Below are 22,346 nucleotides of genomic sequence, written 5' to 3' on the forward strand. Positions count from 1 at the left end.
GGTACCCGGCGCTAGTCATTCTGGCAAACTCAGAAACTTGACAGAAAACCTATTTGGGAAACGTTGCATGGGATTTGACTGAATGATCAGGATCAGTACACTGCCCCGCCCCACCCGGTCGCCGACGTTGTTTGACAGACGCTGGCCGTTCGTCATTTCTCCGGTGCCCACCGGACTAACAGGTAGTTATGCGAATGAGTCATCTCGATATTTACGCCGTCGGCCAGGCGCTGGTAGATGAAGAATACAGCGTCGATGAAGCTTTTCTGGGCACGCTTGGCGTGGCCAAAGCTCACCGGACCCTTATCGATTTCGAACGCAGCCGCACGTTACGCGCGGCCGCTTCGCGCGAGGGCACCCTGCTCAAGCGCATGAACGGCGGTAGTGGCGCCAACAGCCTGACCGCCAGTGCTCAACTGGGCGCAAAATGCCATTTTTCCTGCCGTTTGGGCGATGACGCCGACGGTGATTTCTACATTCAGCAATTGACCGAATCTGGCGTGGTCACCGACCCGCACGACCGCGTCAAAGATGGCCATACCGGCGTCTGCCTGATCATGGTGACTCCGGATGCCGAGCGCACCATGAACACCTATATCGGCATTACCGACGACATTGGCATAGACAATGTCAATTTCGAGGCCCTGGCCGCGGCCGACTGGCTGTTTCTGGAAGGGCATCTGTCCATTTCCAGCCTGGGCCACCAGGCCGCCCTCGCCTGCCGCAACCGGGCACGCAAACTGGGCAAGAAAATTGCCGTCAACTTTTGCGACCCGGCCGTCGTTCGCCTGTGCCGTGAGGAAATGACCGAACTGCTCAGCGACCGATGCGATTTGTTGTTCTGCAACGAAGAAGAAGCACGAATCTGGAGCCATAAGCCGGATCTGGAAGACGCCCTGTCCAGCCTCGATGACCTGGCCGACACCTGGGTGATGACCCGCGGCGATCAGGGCGCTATTGCCTTCGACGGCCACACCCGCTTTGAGATCCCGGCGCACAAGGTTAAGGCGATCAATACCACCGGTGCAGGCGATACCTTTGCCGGTGCCTTTATGTATGGTCTGTCGCAAGGGCACAGCTACCAGACGGCAGGCGCGCTGGCGAGCCTGGCCTCGGCGGTGAAGGTTCAGCATTCGGGTGCCCGGCTCGATCAGGCGCAGCTGCTCGACTGCCGAAAACGCATTCTGGGCCACTAAGTCATGGCCAAACGGGGCTGATGACCGGTTTCCACCCGCCCGTTGGGAGAAGTGTCGAACGGGTCACAGCAAAACATTCACTTTCTGACAGCCACAGGGTTACACTGGCTTTCACAAGCGTTGCACGCCGTTAAGGCGTTATTGCATAGGCGACCGTGCAGCCAATGATTAAAGTTTAAGGATTTCCCATGAAACAAGGTTTCCTGTACTTGGTATTATATAGTGAGCTGGCCTATAAAAAGTTGGCATATAGAAAGCTGGCTGCTCGACTGACACGCTCAGCAGTGTCGGTAACACTGGCCGCTTTGCTGGCCGTCACCGCTGGTTCCGCCCTGGCCGAAGGCAAGATTTACACCTGGACCGATGCCGAAGGCATCGTTCACTATGGTGACCGCCCCCCACGCGATGCCCAGGCCGAGGAAGTAAGCATTCGCGGTCAACGCCAGGAGGCGATTGAAGTCAATGCCGCCCAGTTGAACGGCACCTGGTTCGGTCGCGGCGCCAACGGTGGCGAAACCCGCATTCGCATTCAGGAAAACGGCGCCATCCGCTTCACCCAGACCCGCTCAGATCAGTCGATCTATGCCTATCAGGGCATCTGGCGACTGGAAAACCGTACCCTCAGCGTTATAACCGAGTTCATTGAAGAAGGCAGCGGAGGGGCTGGCCTGCAACGCTCGGTAGAACCCGTGCAGCTCAGCTACACCTTTACCTCATTCAGCCCGGAAAGCTTCACCCTGCGCAGCCAGGGCGAAGACATCAACGTCAGCTTGGTCAACTGATGCAACTTTCAGCGGCGGTCCGTTGCCACTAAAACAACGTCATTTGCTCATCCACCAGCGCCGCGAAATCCGTCCCCAGAAAATGCAGAATGCCATCGGCTATAGGTGCCAGTTGTTTGTCGAGGTAGTGGTCGTAATCCAGTGGTGACTCGACGAAGGGTTCCGGTTCCACGCCGTTGAGCGTCACTCGATAGCGGATTTCGCGTCCACTCCATTGCGGTTGCCGCTCCTTGCGTTTCAGCGCTGCCTGAACGTGGGGTGGTTTCTGTTTTTCGTAGGACGCCAGTGACCGGCGCAGTCTTCGGCGGTAGGTAAGGTCGTCATCTCGCTGACCAGCCAGCAACGCCGCCACCTCGAATTTTACATAACCGGTGACATCCTCATGCATAAAGACCCGCCGGTAGAGTTCCCGCTGAAAGGTCTTGGCCAGCGGCGTCCAGTCAGATCGCACTACCTCCAACCCCTTGAACACCAGCTCAGGCTCGCCGTCCTGCATCACCATGCCCGCGTAGCGCTTTTTCGAACCTGTTTCCTGGCCGCGAATCGTGGGCATCAGGAAGCGGTGGTAATGCGTCTCGTATTCCATTTCCAGATGAGATTCCAGGTTGAATTCTGCACCCAATCGCTGTTGCCACCAAGCCGTCAATTGGGTGGCCAGTTGTTGGCCCAGGGCGGCCGGATCCGGATGCTGGTCGACCCAGACGAACACCGAGTCGGTATCGCCATAAATTACCTGATGACCCTGTTGTTCAATGAAGTCACGGCTCTCGTTCAGTATCTGGTGACCACGCAGGGTGATAGAGCTGGCCAGGCGCGGATCAAAAAAACGACAGAGATTGCTGCCCAATACTCCATAGAAAGAGTTCATCAGAATCTTGATCGCCTGAGAAAGCGGCGCATTGCGGGCCTGTTTGGCCTCATCCCGGGCAGTCCAGAGCTGGTCGATAACGCCCGGCAACAGATGCCCGGTGCGATGAAATCGCGCGCCCAGAAAGCCCGGCACCGACTCTGTCTCGGGGCCTTCAAGACCGAGGTGCAACCCGAGTGGGTCGATTAGAAAGGTGCGGATAATGCTTGGGTACAGACTTTTGAAATCGAGCACCAGAACGTTGTCATAAAGCCCCGGTTTGCTGTCCATGACAAAGCCGCCCGGGCTCAACTCGGTCAGGCTCTGGTCGCCCACCGAGGGCGCGACCCGCCCGGCCCGATGCAAGCGCGGCAGGTACACATAGCTGAAGGCGGCGGCTGAGGCTCCGATTCGGCCCAGTGTCAGACCCGTCAGGTGCGCCCGTTCGACCAGAAAACCCCAGAGATCGGCGGTGTTGAAGATGTCGAGCACCAGCTGGGCATCTTCGCGGTTATAGGTGTAGAGCGCTAACGGATCTTCGCGGTACAGCCGCTCGATTTCGCCAACGCGATCATCACTGTCGGCAATGGCCTTGCCCCGGCCCAGCAGCGAACGCGATACCGCTTCCAGCGAATAGCTTTCAAGGTACCAGGCGGCCGAACGCAGGGTGCCGGGCCCATCGACGACCTGGCGCCCTTCCAGTTCAATGCGCTGTCTACCCGACTCCCGGCCCTGCCAGCGCGCCGGTTGCCGGTCACGGCCGATTGCCAGGGGTATGCCCAACTGATCGCAGTGCTGTTGCAAAACCCACAAGTCGAAATCGACGACGGCCCAGCCTACCAGCACATCCGGTTCCGTTAGCTGTACAAAGTCGATAAAAGCGTCGAGGGCGGCACGCGGTGTAGAGACCCAGTAAAAATCATCCGCGGTCTGCTCTGCCTTGTGCTGCCCCCGGTCAACCACCCAGACCGCGCTGTCGGTGTCGGTGACGGCGGCAATGCTGTACAGATCAGGTACCTTGCCCGGAACGAACCAGGCGGTCTCGATGTCCAGCGACAGGACCTTCAGGGTGGGGCGAACCCGGGCCGGGCGAGGGCGCTGGCCATCCAATTGCACGCCGGCGGTTATCAACCGTTCCATCAGAAAACGGTCGGAGGGCAGAATATCGTCTTCCCAGACTCGCAATTGCTGATCCCGACCTCGCCGAACCCATTTTCGCTGGGCACTGAACTGCAGGCTATACACCGGCACAACCGGCTCGCCGCTAAGCAATTTCAGTTCGGAATCGCCAATCTCAGGGTTTTGATCCAGTGACGACCAGACCCGGCCCCAGGCAGCCCGTTCGACCACCGGGATAAAACAAACTGAACGCTGGTTGGCCATCTGCCAGCACTGTACCTGATCACCGGTTTTCAACCAGTAACGCAGCTGAATACCCTGGTCGTTTTCCGACCAGTGTCGACTAAGTACGAAGGCCGATGGCGATAACTGGCTGTTCTGAGGCATGGCTATTGCTATACTGACGGCAAAGACTTCAAAGGAATTGTATATGCTTTTACTGGGTGAGCGGTCGCCAGTTACCGATCAATTGCAGGAACGCCTGAGAATTCTGGCCGACAAGCTGTTTGAAGACCGACCGGAAGGCCAGTTACTCTCTCTGGATTCGATCACCGATCTGTACGCCAGCCACACTCGCGAAACCCTGTTCATTCTGCGCAGTGGTACCCTACATGGGCACCAGCAGGAACGGCATTGCATTTATTATGAACCGGGTGATGTGATTGGCCTTTCGGACTGCTACCAGTTGCCGTCGTTTCGCATCAGCAGCGACGGACCGGTCGAGCTTGAGGCTTACCCTGCCGATACACTCCTGCAACACTGCCTGGAAAGCCGTCAGCGCCAGTCGATCTGGACCAGTTATCATATTTCGCTATCCGCCCTGTTCATGCATGCTTTTGGCCGGTATCTGACCGAGAATGAACAGCAACCGCTAACCGGTTTCCTGAACTTTGCCGCCGGTGAAACCATCATCGCCGAGGGCGACCCCGCCCATGAAGTCTTCACCATCCTGACCGGTAAAGCTAATGTTACCGTCTCTGGTGCCCCGGTCGGCGAGGTACTGAAAGACGAAATATTCGGCGCCATGGCCGTGTTCACCGGCAAACCTCGTTCAGCTACGGTCATCGCCGCCGAACCTTGCACTGTGCTCGCCGTACCTAAAGACCAGTTCATCTCCCTGATCAAATCCCACCCCGATACCGTGCTGACGCTCATCGAAAACATGGCGCGCAGCATTCAATCGCTGAATACCCAGTTAACCGAGTCACAGTGGTGACGAGCAAAGTGACCTTTGTAGTCAATTTCCTACACAGGGTGTCACCGATGACGCCTTTTGCCGACACCCGGGTCACTGCATAATGGCTTCATTGCTCAGGACGAGCTGGGGTACATCGGATGTACCCGGTGCAGGATGCAAGACCACATACTGGTTTTCAGAACTGTGCCTGGTTTTATGAATATGAAACCTGGTTTTATGAACCTGAACTGTAGTACCCAAAGGACCCCTCAGTGGGCAGCTGAGTCGGCCAAGGTAGGCTGTTTCCCTAACCGGTTACCCTTCATCCGCGACAGGAACGGCTCTGCCACCAGGCTGGCGAAGCCGCGAATTATCGCGACAGCTGGATACCGGCCTGTTGCCCGCGACCCAATCTTCGTTCGACATTCCGCCAAACTGCAGCTGGTCATTCAGAGCCTGCCGGGAACAGGCTCTCGGAGAGATAGCCGTTAAAAAGCCTCGGCAGGCGTGGCCATCAGAGTATCGCTTCCCGCCAGCACCTTGGCATGGTAACCCAGTGACTCTGGCAACAAGCGCTGCATGAAAAACCGGGCAGTCTCCAGCTTGGTGCGATGGAACTCGGAATCCCGAGTTTGGGCAGCTTTCGCCATCATCGACCACATGTAGGCGTATGCCGTCAGACCGAAGAGATTCAGGTAGTCGCAACTGGCCGCGCCTACGGCGTTCGGATCGTTTTTAACCTGATTCAGAACAGCCTCGGTAGCGTCGTCCAATCGGGCCAGAGCGTCAGCAAGCGGCCCGGTAAACTCGGCAAGATTCAAACTGTCATCTATAAAAGCCTGCACCTCCTGACGGAAGCTCTGGAAAAACGCACCCTGGTTGGCCGCTACTTTCCGGCCCATTAAATCCAGCGCTTGAATGCCATTGGTACCCTCGTAGATCTGGGCGATTCGAGCATCCCGAACGAACTGCTCCAGGCCCCACTCGCGAATGTAGCCATGGCCGCCCAGCACCTGCTGGCCAAGCACAGTGGCATCGAGCCCACGATCGGTAAAATAGGCCTTGGCGACCGGCGTCAGCAAGGCCACCAGGCCTTCAGCCCTGGTGCGTGTGGCCTCATCCGGGTGGCCCTTGGCCATATCCAACCACATGCCGACATAGGCCGCAAAAGCCCGGCCACCCTCGATATAGGCACGCTGGGTCAGCAACATGCGGCGCACATCCGGGTGCACAATAATCGGGTCTGCAACCTGATCCGGCTGCACCTTGCCCGCCGGTGAACGGCTTTGAATGCGCTCACGGGCGTAGTCCCGCGCCAACTGATAAGAGACATCGCCCAGACCCACACCCTGCAAGCCAATCGACAGACGTTCATAGTTCATCATGGTGAACATGGCCGCCAGGCCGCGGTGTTCTTCACCGACCAGGTAGCCTTCGGCGCCGTCGAAATTCATCACACAGGTCGCCGAGCCCTTAATGCCCATCTTGTGTTCAATCGAGCCACAGGCCAGCAAATTACGCTCGCCCAGCGAGCCATCGGCGTTAACCTTGAATTTGGGCACCACAAAGAGCGAAATACCCTTCGGTCCGGCCGGGGCATCCGGCAATTTGGCCAACACCAGATGAATGATGTTTTCAGTTAGATCGTGCTCGCCACCGGTAATAAAAATCTTGGTGCCCGAGATCTGGTAGGTACCGTTGTCACCGGGCACCGCCTTGGTCTTCATAATGCCCAGGTCCGTACCGCAATGCGGCTCGGTCAGACACATAGAACCCGACCACCGGCCTTCGTACATCGGTGGCAAATAGGTTTGCTTCAGCTCATCACTGGCATGGTGCAGCAAACACAAACAGGCACCCGCGGTCAGCGCCGGGTACAGCGCGAACGAAGTATTGGCGGCGTACACCATTTCCTCGAACATAACGGTCAGCATTTTCGGCATGCCCTGACCGCCAAACTCCGGATCACCACCCAGACTCAGCCAGCCGCTCTCCGCGTAGGTCGCGTAGGCCTCTTTGAAACCGGTCGGCGTTGTTACGTCGCCATCCTGCCAGGTACAGCCTTCCTCATCGCCCTGACGGTTAATGGGGAACAACTCGTTTTCACAAACGCGCGCGCCCTCTTCAAGAATCGCCGACACCAGATCCGCCGTCACTTCTGACGTGGTGGGCATACTGGCCCAGAGGTCGTCGGCTTTGAACACGTCGTGCAGTACGAACTGCATGTCCTGAATCGGTGCTTTGTAATTTGCCATGATCGGTTACCTGGTTTCTGAGACGGACAGCAAGTAAAACGAACCTCTGTCTTACATTAATTTTCAAAGTTGGCTACAAGCCAAGTATCAGGTGCCGGGCATGGCTATCCGGGGAAGTTCGCAGCATGGATGCTGCGATCTAGGCCCCATGGATGGGTCCACGCCGACCCCGGAGAGCCATGCCCGGTGACTGATACGGATTCCCGGCACACAGTAGGCCCAGACTCCGAGCTAGTGTCACTTAACAAAGCGGGCTCATCAGAGCCCGTTTTAAAGGTAGACAATTAAAACGCGAAGTGCGCTTCATCCAGTGCCATGGTGCTGTCGACACCGGCCAGAATGCAGCCTTTGTGACCGGCGGTGCGTGGCAAAATCCGGTCGAAGTAGAACTGAGCCGTGGTCAGCTTGGCCTGGTAGAAATCGACTTCGTCGGTGCCGGCAGCCAGGGTTGCCTGAGCCTTTTCAGCCATCAGCGCCCAATAGTACGCCAGCACAGCGTAGCCTGAGTACATCAGATAATCGACCGCCGCGCCGCCGACTTCCTCACGGTTTTGCATGGCTTTCATGCCGATCTGCATGGTCAGGTCGCCCCACTCTTTGTTCAGAGTCGCCAGCTGAGTCACCATCGGTTTAATGGCTTCGTTCTCGGTGTTTGCCTTGCAGAACTTGTGCACGATCCTGGTGAAATTCTTCAGCGCTTCGCCCTGAGTCATCAGCACCTTGCGGCCGAGCAGATCAAGTGCCTGAATGCCCGTAGTGCCTTCGTACAGCTGAGCAATACGGTTATCACGAACGATTTGCTCCATGCCCCACTCTTGAATGTAGCCATGGCCACCGTAGACCTGCACACCGTGGTTGGCCGCCTCGGTACCCACTTCGGTAAGGAAAGCTTTGGCGATGGGGGTCAGGAAGCTGAGCAGATCATCGGCTTCTTTTTTCTGATTTTCGTCTTTGCTGTATTTGACCAGATCGACCATCTGGCTCGCATGCATCATCATCATGCGGCCGCCTTCGGCGAAGGCTTTCTGGGTCAGCAGCATGCGGCGAACATCAGGATGCACGATGATCGGATCGGCTATTTTATCCGGGGCTTTCGGGCCGGTCAGGCTGCGCATGGCCAGTCGATCACGGGCATAAGTCAGAGCACCCTGAAACGAGAGTTCAGCTGAAGCGACACCCTGCATCGCCGTACCCAAACGGGCAAAATTCATAAAGGTGAACATGCACTTCAGGCCCTGGTTCGGCGGGCCGATCAGAAAGCCTTTGGCACCATCAAAGTTCATCACGCAAGTGGCGTTGCCGTGAATGCCCATCTTGTGCTCTATAGAGCCGCATTTTACGTCGTTGCGCGTGCCATCGGGCAGGATCTTCGGCACGATGAACAGCGAAATGCCCTTGGTGCCTTCCGGCGCACCGGGCAGACGGGCCAGAACGATGTGGATGATGTTCTCGGCCATGTCGTGTTCGCCGGACGAGATGAAGATTTTGGTGCCGCTGATGGCGTAAGAGCCGTCGGCATTTTCTTCAGCCTTGGATTTCAAGGTGCCCAGGTCAGAACCACAATGCGGCTCAGTCAGACACATGGTGCCAGTCCACTCGCCCGACACCAGTTTCGACAGATAAACCTCTTTCTGCTCATCGGTGCCGTGCAGTTCAATGGTGTTCATCGCGCCGTGCGACAGCCCCGGATACATGCCCCAGGCCCAGTTAGCGGTCGACACCATTTCAGACACCACGCTGCCGATCGAATCCGGCAGGCCCTGACCGCCAAACTCGGTCGGTTGCGCCAGTGAAGGCCAGCCGTTATCGACCCACTGCCGATAGGCGGCTTTGAAGCCAGTCGGTGTAATCACTTCATCGTCGTTCCAGGTGCAGCCTTCCTGATCGCCCACCTGGTTCAGGGGCGACAGCACCTCTTCACAGAACTTGGCGGCTTCGCCCATGATCGCATCGACCATATCGCGGGTGGCGTCTTCGGCACCAATCGCCTGGTAGTGGTCTTCGGCGTTGAGCATCTCGTGCATAACGAACTGCAGATCGCGCAGGGGGGCTTTATAAGCTGGCATTGTCTTCACCTCAATAGGGCCCGAAGGCGGTAAACGGTCAGCACAGTTCAACCATAACGTAAGCGGGTGGAACAGAACCGACTTCTGTTTTCAAACGATCGTTTGAAACATACGTTCGCATTCAAGCCAAGTCAAGCGCCATCCGCACTGTGCTCACAGGTTCGGGCCCGGCTTGGGGTATTGCTTCCTTCCCGGCATAAACCGTCTCATTCCTGTCGCGATTGTCCAGGGAGCCTGGGCTTCTGTGTAGCACTGTTTCTTTACTTTCTAACGACATCCAGCAGCCTGTCAGGCCGTTTACGAGGGATCATTTGAACCGGTTTGGCGAATATTTTTGCGCGATATAGCCAGTTAACAAACCGGTTGGTGAGACAGGGGCGTATTTAGTGGTCCATGCGGAAAGTTCTGTCACTGTTCACTTTGCCAGCAAGTCCAGAGCTTCACGCATGGACCACTAGGGCAGTTCGATCTGTCGAGTGCAGATCTCAACTTTAAAACCACTGGATTCCGCTTTACCAGTGAATCGATAACGCACGACAGGAGTTCTATCATGACTTTGATTAAACGCGCCTCACTCACCCTGGCTTCAATAATTTTCGCGGCAACCGCTTTCGCTGATGGTCACATGGCCAGCGAGAAGGACATTGTTGAAACCGCCGTCGAGTCAGACGACTTCAATACTTTGGTCGCCGCCGTGCAGGCAGCCGGTTTGGTCGAAACGCTGCAGGGCGATGGTCCTTTTACCGTCTTCGCTCCCAATGATGCCGCCTTCGACAAAATCCCCAGCGCTACCCTGAACAGCCTGCTGGAAGATCCAGCGGCGCTGGGCGCCATACTCGGCCTGCACGTCGTAGCCGGTAAAGTGATGGCTGCAGATGTCGTCGGCATGAGCAGCGCCGAAACCATCACCGGTGAAACCCTGAACATCTCCGTTATGGGCGGCAATGTCATGATCAACGGTGCCACCGTAATCGCCACTGACATTGAAACGTCAAATGGCGTTATTCATGTGATCGACACTGTCATCACCGAGTAAAAACACGCTACTCAGACATCGCTTTCAGCGTGATGCATTAACGGGCTTCGGCCCGTTTTTTTCGTCTGCGATTCACCCCCTGCCTATTCAATCCGAGTCCAGCGACGGTTTGACTCAGTATTCCCGACTCAGATCGACCGGGTACCGGGGCGATTCGCCTGCCCTCACCTGACGCAAGTTATCGATCGCCAGTCGAATCACATCAGATGGATCACTGATCGAGGCAATGTGCGGCGTGATCCAAATGTTCGGATGCGCCCAGAACGGGCTTTCAGCAGCCAGTGGCTCGGTATCAAACACATCCAGAATGGCACCGCTGAGCTGACCCACCTCCAGCGCCGGAATCAGATCATCCTCCGCCAGCGAAGCGCCCCGGCCCACGTTCATCACCACCGGCTGACGTTCACAGCGCGCCCACAGTTCACTGCCCAGCAACCCACGGGTCGCCGAGGTCAGCGGTAGTAAATTGATCAGATAATCGGCTTTGGCCAAACCGGCATTCAGGCCAGTTTTACCGGTCAGGGACTCAACCCCGTTCAGTTTCTTCGGCGACTGACTCCAGCCACTGACTTTATAGCCCTGCACGACCAGCGTTTCCGCTACCGACTCACCCAGCTCACCCAGGCCAAGAATCAGAACTTGTTCACCCCAGCGACCATCGTGCCAGTCCCAGCGCTTTTCGTTTTGGGCTTGAACCAGACGCGGCATATCCAGTTGCCAGTTGCTTAACTGGGCGCACACATAACGCACCATACGGTCTTTCAGAGACTGGCCCATAAAGCGTGCCACGGTCCAATCAGCAGGAAAGCCAGCATCCAGCAGATGATCCACACCGGCGCCCCAGCTCTGCACCAGTCTTACCCCGGTATAGGCCGACCAGTCTCGCTGTTGCGGCTTCCAGGCAAGCACCAGCTCAATGCTGGCTGGGTCGTAGTCTTCGCCGGGCAACCAGACCGGGTCGGAAACACCCAGGCGTTTGAAATCGGTTTTAATAGCATCGAGCCGGCTCTCGCTGCCGGTCATATCCACCAGAATGGCCATACTGCGTCTCTGTTGTCGGTGTGAACCCGCTACCCTATCACAGAGTTCAAACGCCGGGCAGGCGCTGATTCTCCTGTTCGATGTACTGATAAAAGGCAACGTCTTCCAGCTGACTGGCCGCCGCCCGATCCAGCACCAGCGTGGCTTTCGGATGCATCTGCAGAATCGAGGCCGGGCAACGCGCCGCGAGCGGGCCCTCCACCATCGCCCGCACCGCCGCCGATTTGCTCTGCCCGGTCGCCAGCAGCAGAATTTGCCGGGCCTCCATAATGGTGCCGATGCCCATAGTGATCGACAGGTGCGGCTGGAACTCACCTTCAGCAAAGAAACGCTGGTTGGCCTTTACCGTATCCGGCGTCAGCGTCTTAACCCGGGTGCGTGACGCCAGGCTGGAACTGGGTTCATTAAAACCAATGTGACCATTGCGACCGATACCCAACAACTGCAAATCAATCCCGCCTGCGACCTGAATCGCAGCCTCGTAGGCATCGCACGCTGCCAATGGATTGTCAGTAGCCCCGTCAGGGACGGCGGTATTGGCCAGAGCAATATCCAAATGCTGAAACAGATGCTCATTCATAAAGTATCGATAACTTTGCGGATGCGAGCCAGCCAACCCCAGATATTCATCCAGGTTAAAGGTGCGGGCGTTGGCAAAACTCAATTCCCCGCGTTGCACCCGTGCTGTCAATGCGCTGTATAGGGCAATTGGGGTTGAACCGGTGGCGAGCCCCAGTACAGAGTCCGGCTTGTGTTTTAACTGATCCGCGAACCGGTCTGCACCATAGTTGGCGACTTGTTGGGGTGTATCCAGAATTACGATTTGCATAAAAAAACCCAGTTTAATGGTCTAAATTACCAGACTTTTACTGCATGGTAGGCGACATTTTAGAAGTTCGTTCAATTCAACCACAGGCCGTGAGAGAGGAGTGTTGGGTGTGTCTATTGGTGGCCGTTAGACCGCAGGGATGCGGTCTCCGAGCCTACATGGATGTATTTACGGCGCGCCTCCAATAAACCCACCCGACAGTCCGACTAGCACAAAAGTAAAAGCATCCACTTGTATACTCATAGCACCAACCGACGACCAGCCCGCCAAAGCCCCTTAACGTTCAGCGTATCGTCAAACCAGGTTAGATCAGCCATACGGCCTGGCCGCAAGCTGCCGTAGCGGTCGTCGATTCCCAGGTATTCAGCCGGGTATCGGCTGGCCATGGCAATGGCTTCATCGACCGGTACCTGCAAGTGCTCGCAGCAATAGCGCACTGCATCGACCAGGGAAATGGCACTGCCAGCGAGGCGGCCCGCCGCATTGATCAGGCGGCCATCGACTTCGGAAATCCACTCGCCATAGAGCCTGAATTGTTTATCCACCGAACCAATTGTTGCCATCGCATCGCTGACCAGATACACCTTGCCTTTGGGCTTTGCTTTTAAAGCCAGGCGCAAAGACGCCGGGTGCACATGAATGCCATCGGCAATCACACCACACCAGGACTCATCACTGGCCAGGGCCGCGCCAACGACACCGGGTTCGCGACCGGTCTGCGGACGCATCGCATTGAACAGATGGGTAAAGCCGGACAAGCCAGCATTGATGGCCGCGTTAACTTCATCAAACACCGCATTGGTGTGGCCAGCACTAACGCGCAGGCCCAGCGATGCCATGCGTTGAATATCGGCAACCGCCACTTGTTCCGGCGCGAGCGTCACAATACCCGGGATGGTTGCTGCTCGCTCCAGCCACTGCCAGTCGGCCGTTTCCAGTTTGCGCAGCTGATCCTGATGGTGCACTCCGTTGCGTTCATTGCTGAAGAATGGGCCTTCAACATGTATGCCGAGAATGCCAGAATGAGGGTCAGCACTGGCCACAATAGCGGCTTCGACCGCCTGCTCGGTCACTGTTCGGGTATCGGAGATCACCGTCGCCAGAATGCGTGCCACCCCTTTTCGGGCATGGCCCTCAGCCATCGTTTTCAGCGTTACAAGGCCCGGGTCGTTGTTCAACAGCGCGCCGCCGCCGCCATTGGCTTGAAGGTCCAGCAACCCCGGTGCGAGCATCCCGCTGGTTAGTGTTTCACATTGATACTGTGAAGGAATCGCATCAACCGCCACAATTCCTACCAGCGTCTCCGAGTCCATCAAAAGAGCGGCCGGGCCCTGTAGATTAAGACCATCAAACACCGCAGGGGCAATCAGGGCCGTTTTCATACGTTGTTCTTCCTCATGACAATCAGCAGTTTAGTGAACAGCCCAGCCTTGGCGCCTTTCAACCAGCCAAGGTATTCAGACTCAAAAAATGCATCCGTTGAATCAATGCTTGCGACACTTGTTAACCTTTTAGGCCAAATTTATTGCGGCTGAAGATAACGTTAACAAATGCGGATAATGTACTAATCGAACATTAATTCTCATTTAACCCATCTTTGCCATCAGCGGCGGGCGAACCACTAACTCTCAACTCACTCAGGAAGTCGTACCTGTCACCCCGATAAGCTGACCGGGTAAACTCCACGCACCGGCCATCAGACAGATAACCACGCCTTTCAATTCGTAACACTGCAGCCCCTTTGGTCATATCAAGTAGCTTGGCCTCTTTTTGCGTGGCGAGCGAGGCGGTAATTCGTTGCAGGCCACTGACAGGTTTTGTCCCCAGGCGTTCAAGTGCTGTGTAAAGTGACTTATCGACCAACGACAAGTCTGGAAGGAACAGAACAGGAATAACAGCCAGCTCAATTGCCAATGGCTCACCATCGGCGGTACGAAGACGCTCTAGCCGATGTATCTGCTGATTAGTGGTGAGGCTCAGCGCAAGGGCCTCCTCCGGGGAGGGTGTGCCTGTCTTGCGCTGGATCCACTGAGAGTTAGACTGCCAGCCGCGACTCGCCATGTCTGAAGAGAAACCAGTCAAAACAGAACTTGGTTGTTCGATGTGCGGCGCAATGTAGGTTCCTGACCCTTGCCTTTTGGAAAGCAACCCTTCTTGCATCAACAGCTCAATAGCTTTTCTTACCGTGACCCGTGACACTCCCGTCACTTCGCCCAGCTCGCGTTCAGGTGGTAATGCTTCTCCTACCTGCAAGCTGCCATCCCTGACCTGGGTTCGAATTGCATTCGCCAATCGCATGTAGATGGGCGTTGCATCATCGCGTTGCATGTCGATCCCGCGAAATGGCATTAACGTATCCTGTCCAATGCTGTGCGCAAATTACCCTTACTGCGTTTCAATATTTCAGATGCATCGTCAGGTTTTTCCCCGCTGGCAATCAGGACGGCATTCTTAATTTTCCAGTCAGCAATTTCCAATGCCGAGTCTGCCTGCGCTGCTGTAACGCCAGCAATCGCCTGTACCATAGCGACCGCGCGCTTACGTAGTTTGATGTTCGCCGGGCGCATTTCAACCATCAGACCTTCATATACACGACCCAGGCCGACCATTACCTGAGTTGAGATCATGTTCAAAACGATCTTCTGTGCAGACCCGGCTTTCATGCGTGTCGAACCGGAAATTACTTCTGCTCCGGTATCAACCAGTATAGACACCTCGGCTTCCTCCAAAAGTGGAGATCCCGGGTTGTTTGCTATTCCTATCGTCAGCGCACCAGCCACCCGAGCTTTTTTCAGGGCTGCTACCGTAAACGGTGTATATCCACTGGCTGCAACACCTACAAGTACGTCATCGGGCCCAATGCAGTTCTCCACCACTTGTTCTATGGCATCTGTAAAATCATCTTCAGCACCTTCAATGCTGTACATTAAAGCCCGTTGACCGCCAGCTACCAGATAAGCGGTGCGAGCATCAGGCCAGTCAAAGGTAGGGCCGAGTTCAGTGCCATCCTGCACTGCGACGCGAATGGATGTTCCTGCTCCGGTGTAGGCCAGGCGACCAGTTTCTGACTTGCTCAACCGGGCAACGGCCAGATCTACTGCTTTGCTCAATGACTCAAGCGCCGGTTCTATTGCAGCGACAGCCGCCAGTTGGCTCTCCCACAATGCGGCGAGAGCGGTTCTAGTGGGCCATATGTCAATCTGCTTGTAACGTGGGTCAACGAACTCAGTCATAATCGTCACTCTCAGTTAATGTTATGCACCCGATTGAATGCGTTCACCGTTGGTATCGAAATGGAATGTTCGAGCGTTATCCGGTGTGACAAACACTACCTCGTCAACTGTATAAGCATGCTCACCAAACAAGCGCACGGTCACCAGACCATGGACATCGGTATTGACATAAACCAGTGTCTCACCTCCCAAGTGCTCGACATGGCTGATGGTCCCTTTCACCAGTCCAGAGGTCTTGCTGATCTCAAGATGTTCAGGTCGGATGCCCAGAATATCGCCAGCCGTACCCAAAGGTTTGGCTTTCAGGAAATTCATTTTCGGAGAGCCAATAAAACCGGCAACAAAGAGGTTAGTTGGATTATTATACAGCTCCATAGGTGCACCCACTTGCTCAACACGTCCACTATTCAAGACGACAATTCTGTCCGCCAGAGTCATTGCCTCCACCTGATCATGGGTCACATAAATCATGGTAGCCCCCAACTCACGGTGCAGCTTAGCGATTTCTATGCGTGTTTGTACGCGAAGTGCGGCATCAAGATTTGACAGGGGCTCATCAAACAGAAACAGCTTTGGCGTACGTACTATCGCACGACCAATGGCTACACGCTGGCGCTGCCCGCCAGACAATTCAGCTGGCCGTCGTGTCAGCAGCGGATCCAGACCCAGCATACCGGATGCATGCGCCACTGCTTTCTTAACTTCCTCGGCCGGTGTTTTAGCCTGCTTTAGACCCAAGCCCATATTGGAAGCCACTGTCAGGTGTGGATAAAGCGCATAGGATTGAAAGACCATCGCAATCTCACGCTTCGACGGTGGTGTATTGTTGACCTGAACCCCGTCAATATCGATTGCGCCTTTGGTAATGTCCTCAAGGCCGGCAATCATCCGTAATAACGTTGACTTACCACAACCGGATGGACCAACAAAGACGCAAAACTCACCATTGTTCACTTCCAGGTTCACATCCTGGATAACATTATCTGAACCGAAGGACTTACAGATATTCGTAAGGGTCATTTTCCCCATTGGTGAAGCTCCATTACAGCTTGATTGGTTTTCCCGTGCGCACGCTCTCATCCGCAGCCAGGCATATCTCGAGTGACCGGACAACATCGGATATATGCCGGGTTAAATCCAGGTTATTGATAATGGCGTGACTGACAAACTCTGCTTGCAGGTTGCACAGACCCTGATGGTCAGGGCTATCAAAGTCATAAAGCGCTTCATTTTCACCCGTTGCTGCTACAACGAGAACGTCCGCAGCTGTGTGGCCCTCAAGATCCGAAGACGCACGCCGTAAAGGCTCGCGCAATGAGATCGAGCCATTCGGAGTCACCACATCCTTCACGAAATGAGCGGTCTCCGACATCATAGGACCCCAGCCAGCCTCATACCAACCACAGGATCCGTCAGAGAACAATACCTGGAACTGTCCGTAGTTATACATATCCAGTGCTATCTCGTCAGTCAACCGCAAACCAATAGCACGTACCTCCACTGGTTTGGCATCTGTGATCTGACACATCACATCAACATAGTGCACACCACAATCGACGATCGGCGAGGTCTTATCCATCAGCCGTTTATGGACTTCCCATGCCGACCCTTTTGATCGCTGGTTCAAGTTCATTCTGAATACATAGGGTCCACCAAATGCCCGTGAGCGCCCGATAAAGGCCTGCCAGGTCGGGTGGTGGCGAAGAATGTGTCCCACAACCAGTTTGCAACCGGTTTCAGCCGCGATTTCAGCCACTCGGTGTGCATCAGCTGTGGTTGCAGCAATCGGTTTTTCCACGAACACATTTGCCCCGGATTTCATCGCTGCTATCGCAAGTTCAGCATGACTGTCAGAGTAGGTGGCAATGGATACCAGGTCCGGCTGCAACCGCTGCAGTGCCGCTTTGAAATCCGTTTCGACGGCATAACCATCAAGAGGTTGTTCAAGGCTAACTTGGCTGCGATTCACCAGGCCGGCTATCTCAAAATCTGCATGTTCATGGTAAGCAATTGCATGACTTTGACCCATCTGTCCCATCCCGACAACGAGCGTTCTGATCATTTCACGGCCCCCGCAGTAATACCCCGGATCAACTGCCTGGAGAATATCAGGTAAAGGACCATCACTGGTAAAATGGCCAGCGTCAGTGCTGCCAATACCGCATTCCAGTCAGTTACATATTGTCCAAGGAAAATCTGACTGCCCAGCGTCAGGGTTTTAGTTGCCTCTGATGGAGCCAGAATAAGTGGAAACCAGAGATCGTTCCAGATGGGTATCATTGTGAAGACACCAACTGTCGCCATCGACGGTCGAACCAGTGGCAACGCCAGGGTGAAGAATATACGGTATTCTGACAGTCCATCTATACGTCCGGCGTTCTTCAGGTCATCCGATACTTGCCTCATGAATTCAGTAAGGATGAATACCGCTAGTGGCAACCCCTGTGCTGTATACACCAATACCAACGATGTAAGCGTATTCACCAACCCTGTCGCTACCATAATCTCGAGAATAGCAACGGTACCCAATCGAATGGGGATCATGATACCAAGCGCCAAAAACAAACCCATCAGCAGGTTCCCCTTAAACCTGTATTCAGCCAGTGCAAAGGCGGCCATTGCTCCAAATAACAATACAAAGAACAGGGAGGCTACGGTAACAATAAAGCTATTCTGAAAGTAAAGCAGAAAGTTCCCTTGCTCCAATACGGTAGTGAACCCGATGGTATCGAATGTATCGGGCGTTGGTAGCGCCATCGGATCGTTGAATATAGCTCTTCGGGATTTGAACGAATTAATGACAATCAAAATCACCGGAAACAAAGCCAGCAGTACATAGGATACCAACAGACTGTGTGCAACGATTGTTCTGGGTAATGATTTACTTGCCTTACTCATATCTGCAGCCTTTAAAACTGATAGCGACGAAGCCGTGTCTGAATACCAAAGAGATAGATCGAGACACCCGCCAGAATCATTGCGAACATGACGGTAGCCACAGTAGCCCCCATATGCGGATCACCAAGCTGAAGCTGGAAACCGAAAAATGTTCTAAATAGCAACGAACCCAGAATATCCGTACTGAAGTTAGGCCCGGCCAATGCACCCTGTGTCACATAAATCAGGTCGAAAGCATTAAAATTTCCGACAAATGTGAGGATGGAAATAATTCCAATCGAGGGAAGTATCAGCGGAAGCTTGATCTTCCAGAACTGAGAAAAGCCTGTCAGGCCATCCATTTCTCCGGCTTCAAGTACTTCATCGGGTATAGATAGGAGGGCAGCGTATATCAGCATCATCGGGATGCCGACAAATTGCCACACCGATATTAAGGCCAGGGTCGTCAGTGCACTTTTTTCCAGGCCAAGCCAGGGCTCGAACCAGGCTCCCAACCCTATTGAATCAAGCATTGAGGGAGCAACACCCCAGAGGGGCGATAAAATAAGTTTCCAAACAAAACCAACGATTACAAAGCTCAAAATAGCCGGGATGAAAATGGCAGTTCTGTAGAACGAAGCAAACCGTAACCTTGGAGACGAGAGCACGGCGGCCAGGGCAATCCCGATTGGATTTTGAACGAGCATATGGATAAAGAAGAACCAGAAATTGTTGGCAGCCGCATTCCAAAAACTGGTAGAAAGATACGGATCGCCAAACAGGTGGGCAAAATTGTCCAGCCCAACAAATACTCGCCGACCTTCTTCGTTGATATTAAACAAAGACAGGTTCAATGTAGCAAACAGCGGAATAATCATGATGATCGTGTATACAAGAACAGCGGGCGCCAGGAACCAGATGATATGCCAGCGAAATTTCTTCTTTTCCAAGTTTCGACTGGTGCTTAATACAAGCACTGGGGTGTGTTCGGACATGGACATTACTAAGCTCCGTCTTCGATAGGCCCCTAATCCGAGCCTGCACATCAATGAACTAACTGACCTTGCGCTTGCCGCTGTAGCCCCAAATAGACCAGAACAACAAGCGCGATAGAGCTACTGCTGTGGTGCATACCAGGATGACAAACCAGTCTGTATGACTTCAGCAGCTTCCTCCGGAGTGGAAGTACCACGCATTACGTTGGCAGACGTATTCCAGCTCTCGTTGGAAAGATTAGGCGTGCCGCGTGACAGAATTTGGTGGAAAGGCCTGATAGAGCTATTGCATTCATTGCGCCAGCTAACAAACTCCTGAGCCAGAGAATCTTCCAGCTTGAAATCCGCATCAGACAAGGGGAAGAAACCCGGGACCGCGTTGGCGAACAGCGTCGCAAATTCAGAGGAACCCATCCAGTTCAGGAAAATCTTTGCTTCCTCCTGGTGCGGCGAACTTGCGTTCAACCCCATGCCCATATCAGTATGGTCTGAGATGTAGCATTCGTCAGCACCTGCAGGCACTGGCGGTGGAAAGGCGCCCATGTCGAAATCGGCCTGATCACGAAACACCGAAATCTCCCAGGACCCGGCCGGGAAGATTGCGGCTCTACCCAGGGTGAACAAATTCTGACTATCCGGATAGCTTTGCGCTTCAAAACCACGCCCCAAATAGTCTGTCCAACGTTCGAGCTGCCGGAAAGGCTCCACCCACTCTTCATCCGTTAAGCGGGCGTCTCCATTTATAAGTGCCTTTCGACCCTCTTCACCTTTCCAGTAATTGACCCCGATATTGGCATAACCCATTGTCGCGGCTTCCCACTGGTCGTTAATGCCCATTGCCATCGGGATATAGCTACCGTCTTCAAGCAAGGCATCCAAAACTGCGTAGAACTCAGCCTCTGTAGTCGGCTCGTCCAGGTCCAGTTCGTCAAATATTTCCTGATTGTAAATAAACCCATGAATCACTGAAGCCATCGGTACACAGTAAGTCTGGGAGCCGTCATCAGTTGACCAGGCTGAACGGGCTACATCGGAATAATTTGACATGGACTCAAGGTCAGTCAGATCAGTCAGTTGGCCGTTCTGAAATAATTGCAAGGAAGCGTCAAACGCACGACAAGTCACAAGGTCGCCAGCCGTGCCGGCATCCAGCTTGGAATTTAGCGCCGAATTGTACTGAGTAGGCGCCATCGGCTGGAAATCCAGCTTGATTCCGGGGTGTTCCGATTCAAATGCGGGGATAATCTGATTACGCCAAATTGAAATATCGTCATTACGCCAGCTTTCAATTTGCAGCGTTACATCCTCTGCCAGTACTGATCCGCCCGTAATGAGCATCCCGGCCATTGACAAAACAGCTGTGCTTTTTTTAATCATAATATCAACCTCTTATTCTTGTTGTGCCGGACTCGTGTATTGGCCCGATCGCATCCATCGTAAAGGTCCCCTAGCTATCCGATCGGCACTAATCGATCTAGCAACTAACTAGACTTCCTTGTATAAGTATAATGCCTATTTAATACCAATTGTCCATGCTTTTTTTGAACCTACGCTGCCAACACTGAAATCACGTCAACAACATCAATACGCTCGATGATCAATGGTTAATATTTGTGTATATATGTTCTTATATTGCTAAAAACCTGCAGATAGCGGCGATAAAGTTAATAATCAGAACTAATTAATGAGCGCTTGTTGAAAATTAGAGCAGCAAAATGCCTTTCGCCAACTGATTTCGAGCCCGGATCATCGACTTTCTATTTGGTATTACTATGGTATTGTTTTATTCATAGGATCAGTGCTTGATAGTTAGATTTGTCGAACTTAGGGTGATTGAAGCCAGTAAGTGGTCCGTCGTCCCGTTTGCGCAGCCAGTTCTGACTGAATCCGACAGACTCCCCGAGGCGGGATTAGAAGCATTATAGTGGTGACAAGACTCCGGAGAGCAACATGACAATCTATCTTGGACTGGATGGCGGTGGCACCGGCTGTCGCGCAGCAGCACAGAGACCAGACGGCACTTACACAGACGTAATGGTTGGAGGTCCAGCCAACATCTTTTCAGGCGGCGAGGCGGCTCTGCGCAATATTTACGAAACAGCCTGTCAGGCGGTCAGAGCGAGTGCGCCAAGCATTGCTATTGAAACGTTAAAACCGCAAGTTGTCGCCGTGCTAGGACTCGCCGGAGCAGTCGAAGTGAACGCAGGAGAGCGAATAAAACAGATGCTGGGATTCGGTGCTGTTCACGTTGTAGGTGATGTAGAAGCAGCCCTGAATGGCGCATTCCAATCACAGAATGGAGTCATGTCAGCCATTGGTACCGGAACGGTACATGCATCCAAGCTGAATGGCGCAATGAAAAGAGTTGGTGGGTACGGGTTTCTATTGGGAGATGAAGGTGGTGGTGCCTGGATGGGACGAGCGTTACTGTCGCGTGCATTGCATGTGCGAGACGGACTTATAGAGTCCTCCGATTTAACGAGAGAGATATGGCGGGAAATGGGCGACCTGGCTACCATGTTAACCTTTGCCCGAATGGCGGCTCCAGCAGAATTTGCAGCTTTTGCACCTCGAATCATCGCGGCCGGTGAAGCAGGCGACACTGTAGCGACAACAATAATTTCTGACGCAGCGCTCTGGGTACATCAATCTATTGATTCACTGCAGACACAGGACGTTCCTATGCCAGTTGCGTTTACGGGAGGGCTGGGTCCGTTCTTCGCGAAACGTCTTGCTGACAGATGGCCGATAAAAAAACCCATTGGATCGGCCCTCGACGGAGCCTTATGGATGGCTCGCCACCTGATTTAGCATTCAGGCATTTTCAACCTGATTTTCTTCTGAACCCCAGAACAAAAATACCTGACCGACGCTTTGGCCCGTGCGGCCGCTT

The 22,346-nt window shown here is 54.2% G+C and carries 18 protein-coding genes; 5 read left to right on the forward strand and 13 right to left on the reverse strand.

Going from position 1 to position 22,346, the window contains the following annotated elements; all coding sequences use genetic code 11:
- The first annotated feature begins 194 nt into the window (after positions 1-194).
- Positions 195-1,196: an adenosine kinase gene (locus WEB54_RS09095; protein ID WP_368054759.1), complete on the forward strand. Its 1,002-nt coding sequence runs from the start codon at positions 195-197 to the stop codon at positions 1,194-1,196.
- 188 nt (positions 1,197-1,384) lie between these two features.
- Positions 1,385-1,978: a DUF4124 domain-containing protein gene (locus WEB54_RS09100; protein ID WP_368054757.1), complete on the forward strand. Its 594-nt coding sequence runs from the start codon at positions 1,385-1,387 to the stop codon at positions 1,976-1,978.
- Between the two features lie 28 nt (positions 1,979-2,006).
- Here WEB54_RS09100 and WEB54_RS09105 read toward each other — a convergent pair whose 3' ends face one another.
- The gene (locus tag WEB54_RS09105; protein WP_368054755.1) at positions 2,007-4,331 is read right to left on the reverse strand and encodes a DNA polymerase II; all 2,325 of its coding nucleotides are present in this window, start codon (positions 4,329-4,331) and stop codon (positions 2,007-2,009) included.
- A 43-nt stretch (positions 4,332-4,374) separates the two neighbouring features.
- Here WEB54_RS09105 and WEB54_RS09110 point away from each other — a divergent pair, with 43 nt between their 5' ends.
- On the forward strand, positions 4,375-5,160 hold the full coding sequence (locus WEB54_RS09110) for a cyclic nucleotide-binding domain-containing protein (protein WP_368055194.1): 786 nt from the start codon (positions 4,375-4,377) through the stop codon (positions 5,158-5,160).
- A 449-nt stretch (positions 5,161-5,609) separates the two neighbouring features.
- On the opposite strand, the gene WEB54_RS09115 is transcribed toward WEB54_RS09110, so the two are convergent.
- Both WEB54_RS09115 and WEB54_RS09120 read right to left on the reverse strand, forming a co-directional pair.
- On the reverse strand, positions 5,610-7,376 hold the full coding sequence (locus WEB54_RS09115) for an acyl-CoA dehydrogenase C-terminal domain-containing protein (RefSeq protein WP_368054751.1): 1,767 nt from the start codon (positions 7,374-7,376) through the stop codon (positions 5,610-5,612).
- Between the two features lie 284 nt (positions 7,377-7,660).
- Complete coding sequence (locus tag WEB54_RS09120) at positions 7,661-9,442, reverse strand: acyl-CoA dehydrogenase C-terminal domain-containing protein (protein ID WP_368054749.1); 1,782 nt, start codon at positions 9,440-9,442, stop codon at positions 7,661-7,663.
- A 550-nt stretch (positions 9,443-9,992) separates the two neighbouring features.
- Between WEB54_RS09120 and WEB54_RS09125 the strand changes: the two genes are divergently transcribed.
- Positions 9,993-10,478, forward strand: a complete 486-nt coding sequence (locus tag WEB54_RS09125; RefSeq protein ID WP_368055196.1) for a fasciclin domain-containing protein — start codon at positions 9,993-9,995, stop codon at positions 10,476-10,478.
- Positions 10,479-10,592: 114 nt separating this feature from the next.
- Here the strand turns inward: WEB54_RS09125 and WEB54_RS09130 are convergent, their stop codons facing one another.
- From WEB54_RS09130 to WEB54_RS09175, 10 genes are all read right to left on the reverse strand, one after another.
- The gene (locus WEB54_RS09130; RefSeq protein WP_368054745.1) at positions 10,593-11,519 is read right to left on the reverse strand and encodes an NAD(P)-dependent oxidoreductase; all 927 of its coding nucleotides are present in this window, start codon (positions 11,517-11,519) and stop codon (positions 10,593-10,595) included.
- A 46-nt stretch (positions 11,520-11,565) separates the two neighbouring features.
- On the reverse strand, positions 11,566-12,348 hold the full coding sequence (gene nagB / locus WEB54_RS09135) for a glucosamine-6-phosphate deaminase (protein WP_368055198.1): 783 nt from the start codon (positions 12,346-12,348) through the stop codon (positions 11,566-11,568).
- Positions 12,349-12,587: 239 nt separating this feature from the next.
- Entirely contained in the window at positions 12,588-13,730 is a 1,143-nt protein-coding gene (nagA, locus tag WEB54_RS09140; protein ID WP_368054741.1) for an N-acetylglucosamine-6-phosphate deacetylase, read from the reverse strand.
- Positions 13,731-13,923: 193 nt separating this feature from the next.
- Positions 13,924-14,697 carry a GntR family transcriptional regulator gene (locus tag WEB54_RS09145; RefSeq protein ID WP_368054739.1) on the reverse strand — a complete coding sequence of 258 codons (774 nt, stop codon included), beginning with the start codon at positions 14,695-14,697 and terminating at the stop codon, positions 13,924-13,926.
- Positions 14,697-15,581 carry an N-acetylmuramic acid 6-phosphate etherase gene (locus WEB54_RS09150; protein WP_368054737.1) on the reverse strand — a complete coding sequence of 295 codons (885 nt, stop codon included), beginning with the start codon at positions 15,579-15,581 and terminating at the stop codon, positions 14,697-14,699. Before WEB54_RS09150 ends, WEB54_RS09145 begins: the two co-directional genes overlap by 1 nt.
- Positions 15,582-15,602: 21 nt before the next feature.
- Positions 15,603-16,610: an ABC transporter ATP-binding protein gene (locus WEB54_RS09155; RefSeq protein ID WP_368054735.1), complete on the reverse strand. Its 1,008-nt coding sequence runs from the start codon at positions 16,608-16,610 to the stop codon at positions 15,603-15,605.
- 13 nt (positions 16,611-16,623) lie between these two features.
- Positions 16,624-17,643 (reverse strand): Gfo/Idh/MocA family protein, encoded by a 1,020-nt coding sequence (locus tag WEB54_RS09160; protein WP_368054733.1) that lies wholly within the window; start codon positions 17,641-17,643, stop codon positions 16,624-16,626.
- Positions 17,640-18,479, reverse strand: a complete 840-nt coding sequence (locus WEB54_RS09165) for a carbohydrate ABC transporter permease (protein WP_368054731.1) — start codon at positions 18,477-18,479, stop codon at positions 17,640-17,642. The genes WEB54_RS09160 and WEB54_RS09165 overlap by 4 nt, the downstream gene beginning before the upstream one ends.
- A gap of 11 nt (positions 18,480-18,490) precedes the next feature.
- Positions 18,491-19,459: a carbohydrate ABC transporter permease gene (locus WEB54_RS09170; RefSeq protein WP_368054729.1), complete on the reverse strand. Its 969-nt coding sequence runs from the start codon at positions 19,457-19,459 to the stop codon at positions 18,491-18,493.
- 114 nt (positions 19,460-19,573) lie between these two features.
- Complete coding sequence (locus WEB54_RS09175) at positions 19,574-20,830, reverse strand: ABC transporter substrate-binding protein (protein WP_368055201.1); 1,257 nt, start codon at positions 20,828-20,830, stop codon at positions 19,574-19,576.
- A gap of 573 nt (positions 20,831-21,403) precedes the next feature.
- On the opposite strand from WEB54_RS09175, the gene WEB54_RS09180 reads away from it, so the two are divergent.
- On the forward strand, positions 21,404-22,264 hold the full coding sequence (locus tag WEB54_RS09180; protein ID WP_368054725.1) for a BadF/BadG/BcrA/BcrD ATPase family protein: 861 nt from the start codon (positions 21,404-21,406) through the stop codon (positions 22,262-22,264).
- Positions 22,265-22,346: the final 82 nt, after the last annotated feature.

The sequence above is a fragment of the Saccharospirillum sp. genome, assembly GCF_040881935.1.
Lineage (GTDB): Bacteria > Pseudomonadota > Gammaproteobacteria > Pseudomonadales > Natronospirillaceae > Saccharospirillum.